The organism is Nonomuraea roseola (assembly GCF_039535395.1).
In the GTDB taxonomy this organism is placed as follows: Bacteria; Actinomycetota; Actinomycetes; order Streptosporangiales; family Streptosporangiaceae; genus Nonomuraea; species Nonomuraea roseola.
Genome location: NZ_BAAAXC010000015.1, coordinates 2,494,514 through 2,509,743, shown reverse-complemented (window position 1 = coordinate 2,509,743; position 15,230 = coordinate 2,494,514). Strand labels below are relative to the sequence as shown.

At 69.3% G+C, this 15,230-nt stretch carries 15 protein-coding genes; 6 read left to right on the top strand and 9 right to left on the bottom strand.

Annotated features, from left to right (window positions below; translation table 11 throughout):
- The first annotated feature begins 2 nt into the window (after positions 1-2).
- Complete coding sequence (locus ABFX55_RS35105) at positions 3-1,538, top strand: PP2C family protein-serine/threonine phosphatase (protein WP_246452075.1); 1,536 nt, start codon at positions 3-5, stop codon at positions 1,536-1,538.
- Here ABFX55_RS35105 and ABFX55_RS35100 read toward each other — a convergent pair whose 3' ends face one another.
- From ABFX55_RS35100 to ABFX55_RS35090, 3 genes are all read right to left on the bottom strand, one after another.
- Positions 1,539-3,041: an APC family permease gene (locus ABFX55_RS35100; RefSeq protein WP_346127062.1), complete on the bottom strand. Its 1,503-nt coding sequence runs from the start codon at positions 3,039-3,041 to the stop codon at positions 1,539-1,541.
- Positions 3,042-3,125: 84 nt separating this feature from the next.
- Positions 3,126-4,901: a S9 family peptidase gene (locus tag ABFX55_RS35095; RefSeq protein ID WP_346127060.1), complete on the bottom strand. Its 1,776-nt coding sequence runs from the start codon at positions 4,899-4,901 to the stop codon at positions 3,126-3,128.
- Between the two features lie 118 nt (positions 4,902-5,019).
- A complete protein-coding gene (locus ABFX55_RS35090) occupies positions 5,020-5,946 on the bottom strand; it encodes a putative RNA methyltransferase (RefSeq protein ID WP_346127058.1) in 927 nt (308 codons plus the stop codon).
- A gap of 97 nt (positions 5,947-6,043) precedes the next feature.
- On the opposite strand from ABFX55_RS35090, the gene ABFX55_RS35085 reads away from it, so the two are divergent.
- Complete coding sequence (locus tag ABFX55_RS35085) at positions 6,044-6,295, top strand: hypothetical protein (RefSeq protein WP_346127056.1); 252 nt, start codon at positions 6,044-6,046, stop codon at positions 6,293-6,295.
- 59 nt (positions 6,296-6,354) lie between these two features.
- Here the strand turns inward: ABFX55_RS35085 and rho are convergent, their stop codons facing one another.
- Positions 6,355-7,458, bottom strand: coding sequence for a transcription termination factor Rho (gene rho, locus ABFX55_RS35080; protein ID WP_346127054.1), 1,104 nt, complete (start codon positions 7,456-7,458; stop codon positions 6,355-6,357).
- Positions 7,459-7,870: 412 nt separating this feature from the next.
- Here rho and ABFX55_RS35075 point away from each other — a divergent pair, with 412 nt between their 5' ends.
- Positions 7,871-8,584 carry an MBL fold metallo-hydrolase gene (locus ABFX55_RS35075; RefSeq protein ID WP_346127052.1) on the top strand — a complete coding sequence of 238 codons (714 nt, stop codon included), beginning with the start codon at positions 7,871-7,873 and terminating at the stop codon, positions 8,582-8,584.
- On the opposite strand, the gene ABFX55_RS35070 is transcribed toward ABFX55_RS35075, so the two are convergent.
- Positions 8,507-9,757: an MFS transporter gene (locus ABFX55_RS35070; protein ID WP_346127051.1), complete on the bottom strand. Its 1,251-nt coding sequence runs from the start codon at positions 9,755-9,757 to the stop codon at positions 8,507-8,509. The two genes, ABFX55_RS35075 and ABFX55_RS35070, sit on opposite strands and share 78 nt — an antisense overlap.
- A gap of 77 nt (positions 9,758-9,834) precedes the next feature.
- On the opposite strand from ABFX55_RS35070, the gene ABFX55_RS35065 reads away from it, so the two are divergent.
- Positions 9,835-10,308 (top strand): NUDIX domain-containing protein, encoded by a 474-nt coding sequence (locus ABFX55_RS35065; protein ID WP_346127050.1) that lies wholly within the window; start codon positions 9,835-9,837, stop codon positions 10,306-10,308.
- On the opposite strand, the gene ABFX55_RS35060 is transcribed toward ABFX55_RS35065, so the two are convergent.
- A complete protein-coding gene (locus tag ABFX55_RS35060) occupies positions 10,281-12,185 on the bottom strand; it encodes a sensor histidine kinase (protein WP_346127049.1) in 1,905 nt (634 codons plus the stop codon). The two genes, ABFX55_RS35065 and ABFX55_RS35060, sit on opposite strands and share 28 nt — an antisense overlap.
- 62 nt (positions 12,186-12,247) lie before the next feature.
- Here ABFX55_RS35060 and ABFX55_RS35055 point away from each other — a divergent pair, with 62 nt between their 5' ends.
- Positions 12,248-12,649, top strand: a complete 402-nt coding sequence (locus tag ABFX55_RS35055) for a hypothetical protein (protein ID WP_346127048.1) — start codon at positions 12,248-12,250, stop codon at positions 12,647-12,649.
- Here ABFX55_RS35055 and ABFX55_RS35050 read toward each other — a convergent pair.
- A complete protein-coding gene (locus ABFX55_RS35050) occupies positions 12,598-13,008 on the bottom strand; it encodes a hypothetical protein (protein WP_183652420.1) in 411 nt (136 codons plus the stop codon). The genes ABFX55_RS35055 and ABFX55_RS35050 overlap by 52 nt on opposite strands.
- A 54-nt stretch (positions 13,009-13,062) precedes the next feature.
- Here ABFX55_RS35050 and ABFX55_RS35045 point away from each other — a divergent pair, with 54 nt between their 5' ends.
- Positions 13,063-13,599 (top strand): DUF6886 family protein, encoded by a 537-nt coding sequence (locus ABFX55_RS35045; protein WP_346127047.1) that lies wholly within the window; start codon positions 13,063-13,065, stop codon positions 13,597-13,599.
- Here ABFX55_RS35045 and ABFX55_RS35040 read toward each other — a convergent pair.
- Both ABFX55_RS35040 and ABFX55_RS35035 read right to left on the bottom strand, forming a co-directional pair.
- Entirely contained in the window at positions 13,556-14,494 is a 939-nt protein-coding gene (locus ABFX55_RS35040) for a ketopantoate reductase family protein (RefSeq protein WP_346127046.1), read from the bottom strand. The two genes, ABFX55_RS35045 and ABFX55_RS35040, sit on opposite strands and share 44 nt — an antisense overlap.
- Entirely contained in the window at positions 14,410-15,213 is an 804-nt protein-coding gene (locus tag ABFX55_RS35035) for a glycosyltransferase family 2 protein (RefSeq protein ID WP_346127045.1), read from the bottom strand. Before ABFX55_RS35035 ends, ABFX55_RS35040 begins: the two co-directional genes overlap by 85 nt.
- Positions 15,214-15,230 lie beyond the last annotated feature (17 nt).

Here is a 15,230-nt window from a genome sequence, read left to right as displayed (position 1 = left end):
CGATGACTGCTTCTTCCCGCGCGGTCCTGGCGGCAACCTTCGCGCCAGGCGAGACCGCCGTTCCCTCTGCGAAGAGGTTCACGCGCGAGGTGATGACCGCATGGGCGGCCGCCTCGGTGCTGCCTGCCGCCGAACAGCTGGCAGGTGAGCTGGCCATGCAGGTGGCCGACGCGCCCTTCGAGATCGTCTGGAAACATTACGGCGACGCCGTGCAAGTCGAGCTCAGGCAGCGGACCTCCCCTCACGGTGATCCCAAGGGCCCCTCGGTCGACGTCGAGGAGTGGGGAATCACCTTCGCGGGCGACTCCCGAGTCCATTGGGCAAGACTCACGCTACCGGGCTCGACGGACAGAGTGGCATCCGAGTGGGCCGAGGAATCGTCGCGTGGACCCCACTGGCTGGGCTTCCTCGCCGACGCGAGCGACCTGCTGGCAGGCACTCTCGACCCTGACATGGTCCCGGCGATCATCGCCCAGATCGTCGTGCCGAGGTTGTCCACCTGGTGTGCCGTCTACACCTCCGACACGGGGGCAGGCCCTCGCCGTCTGGCCTATCTGTGGCACGCCGACGAGGCGCGCATCGACGGGTTGCGCGAGCAACTGTCCGAGCTGAGCGTGCCCGACAGCGCCGCCGCCACCCTGCAACTGGCCGACTCGCAGGTCCTCGCGGTGCCGCTGATCGCGAGAGGGCGTTCGCTCGGCGCGATGTGCCTCGGCCGCCACGACCGCTTCCCCGACGAGAGCATCCAGTTCGCCGAGGACATCGCGCGGCGCGCGGCCCTGGCGATGGACAACGCCCGCCTCTACGCCCAGCAGGCGGCGGCCAACAGGGCGCTGCAGCGCAGCCTGCTGCCTCCCAACGAGCCCGAGGTCCCCGGCCTCGACTACGGCGTCGTCTACGAGCCCGCGGGCGAGGCCAACGAGGTCGGCGGCGACTTCTACGACCTGTTCAAGGCGGGCGACGAGTCCTGGCGTTTCGCGATCGGCGACGTCTGCGGCACGGGCCCCGAGGCGGCAGCCGTCACGGGGCTGGCCCGCCACACCCTGCGCCTGCTGGCCAGGGAGGGGTACGGCGTGGCCGCGGTTCTCGGCCGCCTCAACCAGGCCATCCTCGAGGAGGGCGAGCGCGCCAGGTTCCTCACGCTCCTCCACGGCGACATCACGCCCGTGGAGAGCGGCCTCGAGGTGCGCATGGTCTCAGCGGGCCACCCCGAGGCGCTGCGGCTCAAGCCCAGCGGCGTCGTCGAGGGCGTGACCACCCCGCAGTCGCTGCTCGGCGTCTTCCCCGAGGTCGTGTTCGAGGCCGACACCATCCACCTCGACCACGGCGACGTGCTGCTCGCCGTGACCGACGGCGTGACCGAGCGCCGCAGCGGAGGCCGCCTGCTCGACGACGAGGGCGGCCTGTCCAAGCTGCTCGCCGAGTGCGCAGGGCTGTCGGCGAGGGCGGTGGCCGAGCGCATCCGGAGGGGAGCGGCCGACTTCGCGCCGGAGCCGAGCGCGGACGACCTGGCGATCCTGGTCCTCCGCGCTCGCTGACTAGTCGCGCTCGACCGTGTCCTCCAGCACGATCCTGCCGATGACCTCGTACTTGGCAGGGTTGCGCGCCTTGAGGTAGAGCGCGGTGCCCGCGCCGAGTACGGCGAGGCCCACCACGATCCACGGGATCGCGGTGAAGAACGAGCTCTTCGAGGCGTCGCCTGCCGCCGCCTCCTGGTTCTGGAACAGCAGCAGCACCACGTAGGCCATCGAGAGGCCGCCCACCAGCGGAGCGATCAGCGTGCGCCACACGTTGGCGGTCTCGGGGTGCTTCTTCTTGACGTGGAAGTAGCCGATCACCGAGAACGAGCACAGCGTCTGCACGATGAGGATGGCCAGCGTGCCCAGGACCGCGAGCAGCGTGTAGATGTGCACGTAGGGGTCCATGTCCGCGGCGGCGAAGGCCAGGATCAGCACCACCGAGATGGCGGTCTGGACGAACCCGGCGATGTGCGGCGAGCCGTGCGTGGGGTGGGTGGCGCCGAGGGTGCGGGCCGTGCCCGGGATGAGATTCTCCCTGCCGAGCGCGTAGAGGTAGCGGGCGGCGCAGTTGTGGAAGGCCATCGAGCAGGCGAACGAGCCGGTCAGGATGAGGATCTTGAACAGGCCGACCGCCCACGTCCCGATGAACTGCTCGGTGGGGTTGAAGAAGATCCCCGCGAACTGCTCGGCGGCGAGCTCCGGCGCCTTGACGCCGTTGGCGGCCACCGTCATCCACGACACGAAGGTGTAGAACAGGCCGATGCCGACCACCGAGACGAGCGTGGCGATCGGGATGATCTTCTTCGGCTCGCGCGACTCCTCGCCGTACATGGCGGTCGACTCGAAGCCGACCCACGACCAGAAGCACATGAACAGGCCGAGGCCGACCGCGCCCGCCTGCACCCCCGTGGTCTGGAAGGCGTTGAGCGGGTTGAGCGTGTAGGCCATGAGGCCGTCGGGGCCTCCGCCGTTGAAGAGCGTGACGAGCGCGACCAGGCCGAGCATGAAAATCTCGGTGATCAGGAAGACGCCCAGGACCTTGGCAGTCAGGTTGATGTCGAAGTAGGAGAGGATCATGTTCAGCGCCAGGCCGAGGAAGGCGAACCACAGCCAGTGGATGTCCACCCCCGCCAGCGACTTGAAGGTGTCGTTGGCGGAGTAGGCGAAGAAGCCGATGATCGAGGCCTCGAAGACCACGTACGCCATGGTGGCCAGCAGGCCGGAGACCATGCCGACGACCTGGCCGAGGCCGTGGGAGATGTAGCCGTAGAAGGCTCCGGCCGCGGTGATGTGCTTCGACATAGCGGTGTAGCCCACGGAGAAGATCGTCAGGACGACGGTGGCGAACAGGTAGCCCGCGGGGACGCCGAGGCCGTTGCCGAACGCGACGACGATGGGCACGTTGCCCGTCATGGCGGTGATGGGGGCCGCGGTCGCGACGGCCATGAAGATGACGCCGACGAGTCCTACGGCGTCCCTTTTCAGACGGCTGACGCCTGGCGATTCGTTGGTGATGGTCACTGTTTCGCGCCCTTCGGCTGGGAGGTGGCGCGATGGTGACAGCAGCCGAGGCTGACAGACAAGTCGGCCGAGCCGGCCAACCTATTACGCTATGTCAGTTGTTACTACGTGTTTACGGGTGAAATTCAGCTTTATCGCCATCTGGTCGATCCGTTCGGAGACGACCAGGGCGCCGCGGCCCGCGTCGTAGTAGTGGACCTCGTGCTCGTGACCCAGCTCGGCCAGGCGGTCCACGTACTTCTCCAACTGCCGCAGCGGCGAGCGCGAGTCGTTGATGCCGGCCAGGATCAGCAGCGGCCGTTCGATCTGCTCGACGTAGGTGATGGGGGAGCTGTCGCGGTAGCGGTCGGGCTGCTCGGAAGGGGAGCCGCCGAGCAGGGCGCGCTTGTAGGCGCGCAGGCCCTCGGCCTCGTCCTCGTAGGAGGTCTCGTGACAGGCGATGGGCGCCGCGGCGATGCCCGCCGCCCACAGCTTCGGCTGGACGCCGAGGCCGAGCAGCGTGAGGTAGCCGCCCCACGAGGTGCCCGCCAGCACGATCCTGTCGGGGTCGACGATGCCCTGCGCCACCACCCGCTCCCTGACGGCCGCCACGTCGGCCAGTTCGAGGTGGCCGATCTCGCCGCGCAGCGCGTCGCGCCAGGCCGTGCCGTAGCCGGTCGAGCCCCTGTAGTTGACCCGGACGACGGCGAACCCTGCGTCGACCCAGGCCGCGACCTCGGGGGAGAAGTCGTCGGCGTCGTGCAGGTTCGGGCCGCCGTGCAGCAGGAAGACGGCGGGGAAGGGAGCCGAGCCCGTCTCGGGCCTGGAGACCAGCGCGTGGATGCGCCCGCCAGGGCCGCTGACGTCGAGGTCCTCCACGGGGACACTGGTCGGGGCCGCGGGACCGATCGCGTTCATCACCACGTGGCCGGTGCTCGAACGGATCACCGGCGGCCTGGAGGCGCTCGACCAGGCGTACTCCACGTGGCCGCCAGGCCTCGGGCGCGCCTCGTCGATGACGCCGTGAGGGGTGTCGATCAGCGTGAGGCCGCCCCCCGCCAGGTCGTAGCGGTGCAGGTAGGTGCGGGCGCGGTCGTCCCTGATGATCAGCAGCGCGCGGCCGTCGTCGTACCATTCGGCGGTCAGCTCGCCCGGGTCCTTCAGCCAGATCTCGCGCTGCTCGCCCGTCTTCGGGTCCCAGACCAGGGGCTCGTGGCGCAGGCGGCGCTCGTGCAGGGTGAGCAGACGGCGGTCGCCGGGGTTGGGCGCGAAGCGCAGGCCGGCGACGCCCTTGCCGGGGCCGTCGTACAGCTCGCCGACCACCTCGCCGCACTGCTTGACGACGCGGAGCGCCGGGTGCCTGAAGTCGCCGTGCTCGCTGTGGTTGATGGCGATGAACTCGCCGTCGAGCGACATGTCGCTGACCCAGGAGGCCTCGGTGTGCTCGTACAACAGGTGGCTGGATTCACCTGGCCGTACGAGGTGGGTGGTGAAGCCGCCCGGGCGGGCGAGGCTGACGGCGGCGACGCCCGTGGTGGACAGGGCCAGGCCGCCCGGCTGGCCAGGCTCCAGGTCGGGGGCGACGGGCTCGTCGGGACCGCCGGTGAAGCGCTGGCGCAGCCAGATGCCGAGGTCGTCGCTCTCGGTGTCGGCGAACCAGTAGATCCACTGGCCCGTCGGGTCGAGGGCGGCGTGCCTGGTGCCGTGGGCCTGCGTGGTGACCTGGCGGGTGACGCCCGTGGTGCGGTCCCAGGCGTAGATCTCCCAGGTGCCGGAGGCGTTCGAACGGTAGAGAGCGCGGTTGGGGGCCTGACGTGCCCAGACGGGCAGCGTCATGCTGGGCGCCCGGAACCTGGCCTGCCAGCGCTCCTCCGCCTTCATCCGCCCCTCCCCTCCTCAGTTGCCGTCCAGTATCGCGTCTGGGTCACAGAAATACCTGAGGAATGTGAGGGAATTTCGGACTAAATGCCCCATCAGTAACATGAGCCTCGGATGTCCGTCAAGAAGATGGTCTTGATTCGGCGGCTGATTCAAAGATAGACAGTCGAAAACTCGCCACTGCTGAGGTCCATTCCGGAAATTTCTGGATTTGGTGGTGAAGGGTGTCGGGGTCCTTGTGCCACGCGCTCGGTCCCATCTCCACCACCTTCGCCACATCCGCCCTCGACAGGGGCATCTCGAACCGTACGGCCCGAGTGTCGACCTCTTCGAACCCTCTCAGACTCTCGGCGACCCTGTGCTCTTTCGCCTCGTCCACCGAGAGCAGGCCCAGCTCCTCGACCAGCGGGCTCAGGTGCTCCTTCGAGGGGGTCACCACCACGAGCCTGCCGCCAGGCCGCAGGATCCTCGCGAACTCCGGGCCGTTGCGCGGCGCGAACACGTCGATCACGACGTCGGCGACCGCGTCGCCGATCGGCAGCGGCTTCCACACGTCCGCCACGAACGCCCCCATCCTGGGGTGCGCCCTGGCCGCCCGCTTCACCGCGTGCTTGGAGATGTCGAACGCCAGCCCGGTGGCCCCAGGGAGAGCGTCGAGCACGGCGGCGCCGTAGTACCCGGTCCCCGCACCGGCGTCCACCACGACAGGACCGCGGCGACCGCCGCCCGCCTCGTGTCCTCCGGCGTCCGCAGGGAGCGGGGCGCGCTCGTGGACGGCCGCTGCGAGCGAAGCGTGCTCGTGGACGGCCTCGGCCAGCGCGCCGGCGAGCTGCGCGTAATGTCCCGCAGCGAGGAAGTCCGCCCTCGCCGCCACCATCGCGGGGCTGTCGGCGGTGCCGGGGGCCTGGGAGCCGGTGAGCAGGCTGACGTATCCCTGCCTGGCGACGTCGAACCCGTGCCCCTGGCCGCAGCGCAGCGATCCGCCGGTGAGGCGGAGGCCGTCTCGGCAGACGGGACAGGCGAGGTAGTCGACGATGTCAGCCAGCATCCCCCCATCATGACGCCCACCCCGAGATCCCTGGACTCCCGGCATGCCACGCCGATTATCAGCAGCCTGTGTCGATCGCTGGGGCGGTTGGGAGACCGTGTGGTGGACCGCGGGCCGGCACGTGCTCCAGTCGGTCGGCCCGGTGCTCGCGCTGCGTGCCGTACAGAAGAAGGCGCCCAGACTGCCACGCGCGCTCGACACCTCGGAGGAGGGCTTCGACGGCGGTGTGTCCGAGGAACTGGGGAGCGGGGACGACGTGATGGTCGCCATGCCGGGGAATGTCGCCTTCCAGACCCTCACCGAGATGGGTCTCCTGAGCGGGACAGGCGAGTCGTACCGCAGTGGTTGATCATGATGTATCCGGGGCGGGAGAAGGGGCCCAGGACGTACGTGAAGGGGCGGTGAGGCTCAGGGCGTCGTCGTCGCGGCGAGTGTGAGGAAGGCCGCGTTGGAGGACGTCTCGCGGAGCTTGGAGATGAGCAGCTCCATGCCCTGCTGCCGGTCGAGCCCCGCGAGCATGCGCCGCAGCTTCCACACGACCCGCTGCTCGGCGGGGTGCATCAGGTCCTCTTCGCGCCTGGTGCTCGAGGTCTCGAGGTCGACGGCGGGGAAGAGTCTGCGCTCGGCGAGCGCGCGGCTGAGCCGCAGCTCCATGTTGCCCGTGCCCTTGAACTCCTCGAAGAAGGAGTCGTCCATGCGCGAGCCGGTCTCGACGAGCGCGGTGGCGAGGATGGTGAGGGAGCCGCCGCCCTCGACGTTGCGCGCGGCGCCGAAGAAGCGCTTGGGCGGGTAGATGGCGCCGGTGTCGATGCCGCCTGACAGGATGCGTCCCCCGCTGGGGGCGAGGTTGTTGTAGGCGCGGCCGAGCCTGGTGAGCGAGTCGAGCAGCATGACGACGTCGTGTCCCTGCTCGACCAGGCGCTTGGCCCGCTCGAGAGCGAGCTCGGCGAGCGCGGTGTGCTCCTTGTCGGGACGGTCGAAGGTGGAGGCGACCACCTCGCCCGCGATGTTCCTACGGATGTCGGTGACCTCCTCGGGGCGCTCGCCGACCAGGACCACCATGAGGTGGACCTCGGGGTGGTTGCGGGAGACGGCCTGGGCCAGCGCCTGCAGGACCATCGTCTTGCCGGCCTTGGGCGGGGCGACGATGAGTCCGCGCTGGCCCTTGCCGATGGGCGCGATCAGGTCGACGACCCTGGTGGTCAGCGACTCGGTCTCGATGTTCAGCCGGTCGCGGGGGTGGACGGGGGTCAGGTCGGCGAAGTGCGGGCGGTCGCGCCATGAGGTGTGACCGTTGACCGACTCGATCGAGACGAGCTTCGAGCCGGCGACGGTGGCGACCACATGGTCGCCGGGGCGCAGGCCGAACTGCTTGATCCGCTCGGGCGGCAGCCGTACGTCGTCGGAGCTGTGCCGGTAGCCGGAGGAGCGGAGGAACGTGCCGTCCAGCAGGCCGCTGACCTGCCGGATGGGCGTGGTGGTACGGGGACGGGGGATGGTCTGGACAGACATGAGGGACCCTCCTCGAGGGCACGCCTGGGTGACAGGCGGTGAGTAAGAAAAAAGAGGTCGGGCCCTCAGAGAACGGGGCCCTTCAGGTGAAGTCAGCGGAGCTTCAGACGCTCAACGCTGTTTCGCAAGATATCACGGCAAACGCGGCGCGCAAGGTTTCTATTCCGCTTTCCCCACGACCTCGCCATCTCCCGGAGCACAATCTGTCAAGCGCCCTGCAGGGCTTCTGCAATCAGCGGAGGCTTCCATGGAACTGCGAACTCCAAGGGGGATGACATGAACAAGACCCACTGCCCCAGGTGCCACACCACCCTCGACGAGGGGCCGATCATGTTCCGCTGCGCCCGCTGCAGGCGCGCGGTTTTCGCGGCCGATGTGGAGACCGAGTACGTGCCGCGGCTAGCGTTGACGGATGCCGCATAAGCCAAGAAAAGTAGCCGACGTCGAGATCACCCCGCTGTGTGACGCCGTCGGCCCGATGGGCCCCTCGCTCCGACTGCCGTTCCTCGAGACCTTCCTCGGCGCGGAGGTGGACGAGGGCGAATGGATCCTGCACTTCCACTGCTTCCTGATCCGGGACGGCAAGGGCCACGTCACCCTCGTCGACACCGGTATCGGACCCACCTCCACCTGGGCCCCTGCCCCGGGCAGGCTCCACAGCGAGCTGGCCGCCGCAGGGGTGGCCCCCGCGGACGTCGGCACGGTGATCATCACTCACCTGCACAGCGACCACGCCGGTGGCACGATCCTGGACGGCGCGCCGGTGTTCGCCAACGCCCGCCACGTCGTCCAGCGCGCCGAGTTGGAGGGCAACGGCTTCCTCGACCCGGTCAAGGAGCTGCTGCACGTGGTCGACGGCGACGAGGAGGTCGCCCCCGGCGTGGTGGTCAGGCTGACGCCCGGCCACACGCCCGGGCACCAGTCGGTCGAGGTCGGCGAGTTCACCATGGTCGGCGACGTCCTGCACCATCCGGTGCAATTGGCCGATCCGTCGATCCGCTACGTCTACGACGACGACTCCGACCTGGCCGCGAAGACGCGCTTGGAGCTAGTCGGCAGGCTGCGCGCGCAGGGCGCCCTGCTGGGCACCTCCCACTTCCCCGAGCCCTTCGTCGAGCTGGGCTAGCAGCCTGCGGGCCTTGGCGCGGTAGCGCAGCACCTGCACCGCGCCGAGCAGCCACACCGGGTACTGCACGGCCATCGCCCAGTGGTAGTCGCCCGTGAGGTCCATGGCGACGCCGACCAGCGCGATCACCGACATGGAGGCCAGGAAGCCGCCGCCGTTGACGATGCCCGTGGCCGCGCCGATGCGGCCCGCGGGGTTGAACGTCCTGGCGTAGTCGAAGCCGATCATCGAGCCGGGCCCGTTCGAGGCGAGGACGACGATCAGCGCCACCAGCAGCCACAGCGGCGCGCGTCCCGGCCACAGCAGCACCGCCGTCCAGACCAGCGCCGTGGCGCCGGTGATGCCGAGCACCAGCCACGACCTGCGCAGCGGGAAGCGGCCCGCCAGGTAGCCGAGGATCGGCCCGCAGATCATGCCCACCACGGTCAGCGTGGACAGCAGCACGCCCGCGGTCGCGGGGGCCAGCCCCTGGCCCTGGACGAGGTACGGGTAGCCCCACAGCAGCATGAACGCCGCGGCCGAGCACTGGGTGGCCGCGTGGGTCCACATCCCCAGCCTGGTGCCAGGCTGCATCCACGCGGCCTTGAGCCCGGGTGCGCGGTGGACGGCGGACGGGCGTCCGTCGCGCAGGACGGCCGCGACGAGGACGGTCGCCACCAGGCCCAGGGCGGCGGCGGCGAGGAAGGTGGGGGTCCAGCCGTACGCGTGGAGCGAGCCGATGATCGGCACGGTGGACGCGATCGCGCCGAACTGGCCGATGAGCCCGGTGAGCTGCACCATCACGGGGTTGCGGCGCGGCGGGAAGGAGAGGTTGACCAGCCTGATCACGCTGATGAACGTCATCGCGTCGCCCGCGCCGACCAGCATCCTGGCCGCCAGCCCGAGCAGGAGGTCGTCGGCGAAGGCGAAGACGACCTGGCCGCACGACATGACCAGAGCTCCGATGACCAGCATGCGCTTGGAGCCGAGCCTGTCGACCAGCACGCCGACGGGGATCTGCATGACCGCGTAGACGAGAAGCTGCAGCATGGCCAGCGTGGCCAGGCCCGACGCGCCCAGATCGAGGCGGGCGGCGGCCTCCAGGCTGGCGACGCCGAGCGACTGCCGGTGGAAGACCGCGACGAAGTAGGCCAGGACGCCCGTCACCCAGAAGATCAACGCGCGTCGTGTCATGGGGACATATCCTATCTTTTTACTCGGAAGTCACCGGAGCCGGGGGTTGGTCGCCTCCGCGTTGTAGGTTGATCGACGTGAGCGTGGACATGGAGTACTGGGAGTCACTGCACCGGGTGGTCGTGGGCGCCGGCGCCTACATCACCGACCGGCAGGGCAGGGCGCTGCTGGTCAACCCCAACTACCGTCCTCACTGGGGCTTCGCGGGCGGATCCGTGGACGAGGGGGAGCACCCCGCCCAGGCCTGCGCCCGCGAGGTCGAGGAGGAGCTGGGCCTCACGCTACCCGTGGGCGAGCTCCTGGTCGTCCACTGGGCGGGCATACGCGAGGACAGGCCGTACCCGCTGATCCACTTCCTCTTCGACTGCGGCGTCATCGACGCCGACACCCCGGTCAAGCTCCAGGCCGAGGAGCTCGACGACTACGGCTTCTTCACCGAGGAGGAGGCCGCGGCGCTGCTGCCGCCGTGGGCGCACGACAGGCTGTGCGCCGCCGCCGCGGCCCGCGCGGCCGGCGCGACCCGCTACCTGCCCCCGGTCAGCGCGGGCTGATCCGACAGCAGGGCGGGCGGCAACGTCACCGCCGCCGTGATCCCCCCGTACGGCGAAGGCCGCAGCCGCACGCCGATCCCGTGCCTGGCCGCCAGCCTGGACACCACGAACAGGCCCAGCCTGTCACTCTCGGCCAGGTCGAACTCGGGTGGCTCGGCCAGGCGCGCGTTGAGCTGGTCGAGCTCGGCGGGCGGCAGCCCGAGCCCTCGGTCCTCCACCTCGATCAGCAGCCCCTCGGGCACGGTGAGCGCCCGCACGTCCACCCTGGTCTGCGGCGGTGAGAACAGGGTCGCGTTCTCCACCAGCTCGGCCAGCAGGTGCACGACGTCCGTCGCGGCCGCTCCCGCCACGGCCGTCTTCGGCGGCTGCGGCACCTCGACCCTCGCGTACTCCTCGACCTCGGAGACCGCCGCCCTCAGCACGTCGACCGCGGGCACGGCGTTGCGCCAGCCCCTGCCGGGCGCCTGGTCCGACAGGATGATCAGGCTCTCGGCGTGCCTGCGCATGCGGGTGGTGAGGTGGTCGAGCTTGAACAGGTCCTCGAGCGTCTCGGCGTCCTCGGCGCGCCGCTCCATGCCGTCCAGGTGCAGCAGCTGGCGGTGCAGCAGCGACTGGTTGCGCCTGGCCAGGCTGACGAAGACGTGCCGCACGCCGTCGCGCAGCTTGGCCTGGTCGACCGCCGCCTCGACGGCGGTGGACTGGACGGTGTTGAAAGCGTGGACGATGTCGCGCACCTCGGTGGTCTGCGCGTCGAGGACGAGCGGTTCGACCTGGTGGTCGGAGGCGCCCTTGCGCAGGCGGTCGATGAGGCCGGCCAGCCGTACGTCGGCCAGTTCGGTGGCCGCGTCGCGCAGCCCGGCCAGCTCGCGCACCAGGACGTGCCTGAAGCGCAGGGAGAGCAGGAGCGAGGCGACGACGGCGAGCAGACCCAGGCCCCCTGCCACGCCGATCTTGACCAGGATGCTCGTCGCGGTGGGGCTGACGCGATCGACGAGACCCTGCGTCACCTCGGACTGGTTGCGCTCGACGGCTTTCGCCAGGTTCTCACTGCTGGAGCGCCAGGTGATGGAGGTGGCGGGCAGCCCGTTGGCGGTGGCCTGGCCGCGAATGGCGTCCTCGATCGCGACGAAGTCGCGGTAGACGGGCGCCGCGGTCAGCTGGCGGTAGGCGGCGTCGAGGCCGGGCCCGAGGTGGGTGAGCGCCTGGGCGTGGAGGAGTCTGCGGGTGGCCGACATCTCGGTGAAGAGCGCGCGCTCGCTCGGGCCGACCCTGCCGGTCGCGAGCACGTGCACGATCATCGCCCGCTCCCTCGACAGCAGCTCCTTGGCCTCGCCGAGCATGCTGACCGACCTGGCCAGTCGGTAGAGCGCCATGTCGGGGACCAGGATCATCTGGTCGTACATGCGGAAGGAGGCGTCGACGACGTCGCTGTAGGTGGTGATCATCGCGATCGTGTCGATCGTGCGCGCGTCGACACCTCTGCGCAGCTCCGGAATGCGGTCCAGCTCGTCGTTGAGCGCCTTGAGCTGGACGGCCATCTCCGGTGACACGTTCTCCTGCAGGCTCGCGCGCCGGCGGAAGGCGGCCACGGCGGTGTCGGTCCTGCTGCGCTGGTTGATGAGCTCCCTGTACGGCGCCGCTGACGACAGGAACTCGGTCGAGGTCAGCCGTTCACGCTGGAGCTGGATGTTGACCTGCTCAGAGGGGTCGGCCAGGTTGGTGACCAGATTGTTGATCTCCAGGAGGCGCAGTCCGTCGCCGGCGGTCAGGCTCGCCGCGAACGCCCACAGACCGACCAGCGAGATGAGCGGGACGGACAGCAGAACCAGAAGCTTGAGCGCGATGGGGCGGCCGGGCCGGGTGAGGCGCCTTTTCATGGTGAGATCGTCTCGCAGATCACACCCCTTTTGGGAGGTTTCCCGTGCGGTTGCCCCGGTCAATGTCTGGATGGACGATCGCCGTCTTCGGCTTCCTGGCCTTCGCGCTCGGCCTTCTCGGTCTTCTCCGCCCCGACAGCCTGCTCGGACTGCTGGGCTTCGAGGTGGTGGAAGCACGGGGCCCCGGTGACTACACGAAGGTGTACATGGCCGCGTCGTCGATGGCGGCGGTCAACATGGGCGTGTACTACATGCTGGCCGCGGCGTCCGACTGGCGGCCGTTCTTCCTGTGGACGGTGCCGTTCAGGCTGGTCACGTGCGCGGTGTTCAGCACGCTGGTGATCACGGGCGCCGCTCCCTCGGAGTTCCTCGGGGTGGGGCTGTGGGAAGGGCTCGGCGCCCTGATCACCGGTTACGCGTTGTGGCGCGAGCGTTCGTCGGTAGGCGACCCGGCGACCAGGTGATCGTCGGTGTGCCTGGCCTGGCGCGGGACGGTGTCCGTCGTCGTCGCCGGGCTGTCGTCCTCGTGCAGCTTGCGCTCCAACTGCCGCTTCTCGTCCTCGAGCTTGGCCACGCGGTCGTTGGCCTGGGCTCTGGCCTCGCGCAGCTTGCGCCGGCGTACGGCCGACCTGCGCGAACCTGAAGCGATCATGGAAATGCCGAGGAGCAGCACGCCCGCCGTCACCGCACCGGTGAGGAACATCTCCAGGTGCGACGGTTGGAAGACATAGCCGAAAACTGTGTAGGTGGTATCGGGCTCCATGGCGATCACGTAGATCGCCGCAGCCGCGAGCAGGACCAGGATCAGGCCCAACACGATCATTTGACCTCACCTCTCTTCAGAGCCTGGTCCCATCTGCCCAGTAATGATGGAGTCATGCGACCAGACACGGGCCAGGTGCTGCACTTCTCGGAAGACCCCACGATCAAGAAGTTCGTCCCGCACGTGGCGAAAACCTCGCGGCAGACGAGGCCCTACGTCTGGGCCGTCGGCTTCGACCGCTGCCCCGACTACTGGTTTCCGCGCCACTGTCCTCGGGCGATGGCGTGGAAGGGCCAGGACACCAGGCCGTGGGACGTCGAGCGCTTCGTGGGCGCGGGCTGTGGAGAGCGCGTGCACGCCATCGAGTACGGCTGGCTCAAGGCCATGATGGAGGTGCGGTTGTACGCCTACAGGCTGCCCGCCGACCCGTTCGTCCCGATCGGGCAGCCGCCGCACGCCGTGGTCGCCGAGGAGCCCGTCGTGCCGCTCGGCCCGCCCGAGCCCGTCTCCGACCTCATCGAGCTGCACGAGGAGGCCGGGATCCAGCTGCGCGTGCTGGACAATCTCTGGCCGTTCTGGAACCAGGTGACGGCCAGCACGATGGAGTTCAGCGGGATACGGCTGAGGAACGCTCGGCGATCAACGAACTGAGCTGCCGCACGGTCATCGACCCTGGCCGCCTGCGCTCGCGAGCGGCTCTGACGGCCTCACGCTGCAGCACCTCGTTGACCGGGGTCGGCACGCCGTGCAACCTGCCGAGCAGCGTGATCTCGCCGTTGAGGTAGTCGGCCTCGATGGAGCCGCTGCCCTTGGCCAGGCTCTGCCACGACGAGCCGCCGCCGCGCTCGATGCCCTCGATGTCGCCGGTCGCGACCTGCTCGCCGCCCTGGTGGGCGAGGCCCGCCGCCGCGAGCACGGCGGCGCCCTCGGCTCTGGCCTGGCCGAACAGCTCGTTGATGCCGGGGGCGCGGCCGCACAGCGCCTCGACGGCGTTGCCGAGGTTGCTGAGCAGCTTGCCGTACTTCCACGGCATCACCTCGGCCACGGCCTGGGCGGCGAACGCGCTCTTGGACAGGTCGGCGGCGATCGTTTCCGACAAGTCATCCACACCCTGTGGATAACGCCCGACGTACAGCGCGCCGGACAGCGGCGTGCCGTACGCGGCCACCAGGCCCGGCTCCAGGTGGAGGGCGGGCAGGTAGACGCACATGCCGTAGACGTGCTCGAAGCGGCGCGACGCCATCCGCTCGTTGGCCACGCCGTTCTGCGCGCACACCACCGGCAGATGGCGCGGCCACGGGTCGAGCGCGGCGAGTGTGTCCTGCGACTTGGTCGCCACGATCAGCACGTCGCCGTCCACGGGCCCGTCGGCGACGGGCACCTTCACCGTCTCGTCGACGTCGGGTGTGACCAGGCGCAACCCCGTGGTCCTGAGCGCCTCGTAGTGCGCTCCTCGCGCGATCAGGACGACATCGTGCCCGCTCTGGTGGAGGCGACCGCCGATCGTCCCGCCGATCGCTCCTGCCCCGATAATGATGTAACGCACGTCGTAAGCATGTCATTTTTTGGGGGCGCGCTTCCGTTCGCCCGTTCGCGCAGGATCGTCTTCAGCACCCGCCAGCCGTCCCGTACCGCGTGCAGGTTGCTCACCCCGTGGATGCGGCACCGCTCGTGGCTCGGGACCTCGCGGATGTCCAACCCCGCCTGGGCCGCCCTCACGTTCATCAGCGTCTCGATCTCGAAACCGTCGCAGTCGAGCGCCATGGCCTCCAGGTGGCGTGACCAGAAGGCGTTGTAGCCGTAGCAGAGGTCGGTGTAGCGCGTGCCGTAGAGCCGGTTGGTGATGAAGGTCAGGACCCTGTTGCCGAAGGAGCGGGTCGGGCTGATGTCGTCGGAGCCGCCGCCTTCGACGTAGCGCGAGCCCTTGGCGAAGTCGGCGCCCTCGACCAGCGCCTGGACGAAGAGGGTGATCTCGCGGCCGTCGGTGGAGCCGTCCGCGTCGATCATGACGATGATGTCGCTCTTGGCAGCGGCGAACCCTTCGGTGAGCGCGTTGCCCTTGCCGCGCCTGGTCTGCGTGACGACGCGCAGGTCGGGACGGAGGCTGAGGGCGACGGCCACGGTGTCGTCGGTCGAGTTGCCGTCCACCAGGATCACCTCGTCGATCCAGGAAGGCAGGGTCGCGAAGACGTGTGGCAGATTGTCGGCTTCGTTCAGTGCGGGGACCACCACACTGACAGTGGCGGCGAACGGGCCTTTGTTCATGACTCCAAGGTTCGCTT